1 rRNA gene is annotated in these 1295 nt (G+C 52.7%); it reads left to right on the top strand.

Annotation, left to right across the window (positions count from 1 at the left end):
• Positions 1 to 1295: ribosomal RNA gene (locus VFDL14_RS12715) — 23S ribosomal RNA — on the top strand; the annotation flags it as partial.

Raw genomic sequence — 1295 nt, 5'->3', positions numbered from 1 at the left:
TTAGGTAAATCCGGTTCTTCATAACGCTGAGATACGATGTCGAGCCACTACGGTGGTGAAGTCATTGATGCCATGCTTCCAGGAAAAGCCTCTAAGCTTCAGATTGTAAGGAATCGTACCCCAAACCGACACAGGTGGTCGGGTAGAGAATACCAAGGCGCTTGAGAGAACTCGGGTGAAGGAACTAGGCAAAATGGTACCGTAACTTCGGGAGAAGGTACGCTCTTATCGGTGAAGTCCCTCGCGGATGGAGCTGACGAGAGTCGCAGATACCAGGTGGCTGCAACTGTTTATTAAAAACACAGCACTGTGCAAAATCGTAAGATGACGTATACGGTGTGACGCCTGCCCGGTGCCGGAAGGTTAATTGATGGGGTTAGACTTCGGTCGAAGCTCTTGATCGAAGCCCCGGTAAACGGCGGCCGTAACTATAACGGTCCTAAGGTAGCGAAATTCCTTGTCGGGTAAGTTCCGACCTGCACGAATGGCGTAATGATGGCCACGCTGTCTCCACCCGAGACTCAGTGAAATTGAAATCGCTGTGAAGATGCAGTGTACCCGCGGCTAGACGGAAAGACCCCGTGAACCTTTACTACAGCTTGGCACTGAACATTGACCCTACATGTGTAGGATAGGTGGGAGACTTTGAAACCGCGTCGCTAGATGTGGTGGAGTCGTCCTTGAAATACCACCCTTGTAGTGTTGATGTTCTAACGTTGGTCCCTGAATCGGGATTACGGACAGTGCCTGGTGGGTAGTTTGACTGGGGCGGTCTCCTCCCAAAGAGTAACGGAGGAGCACGAAGGTGGGCTAATCACGGTTGGACATCGTGAGGTTAGTGCAATGGCATAAGCCCGCTTGACTGCGAGAATGACAATTCGAGCAGGTGCGAAAGCAGGTCATAGTGATCCGGTGGTTCTGAATGGAAGGGCCATCGCTCAACGGATAAAAGGTACTCCGGGGATAACAGGCTGATACCGCCCAAGAGTTCATATCGACGGCGGTGTTTGGCACCTCGATGTCGGCTCATCACATCCTGGGGCTGAAGTCGGTCCCAAGGGTATGGCTGTTCGCCATTTAAAGTGGTACGCGAGCTGGGTTTAGAACGTCGTGAGACAGTTCGGTCCCTATCTGCCGTGGGCGTTGGAAGATTGAAGGGGGCTGCTCCTAGTACGAGAGGACCGGAGTGGACGAACCTCTGGTGTTCGGGTTGTCATGCCAATGGCATTGCCCGGTAGCTAAGTTCGGAATCGATAACCGCTGAAAGCATCTAAGCGGGAAGCGAGCCCTGAGAT

This window comes from Vibrio fortis (assembly GCF_000695685.1).
GTDB classification, from domain to species: Bacteria; Pseudomonadota; Gammaproteobacteria; order Enterobacterales; family Vibrionaceae; genus Vibrio; species Vibrio fortis_A.
Note: the sequence above shows the minus strand (reverse complement) of the source record. Positions and strands in the feature narration are given on the sequence as shown.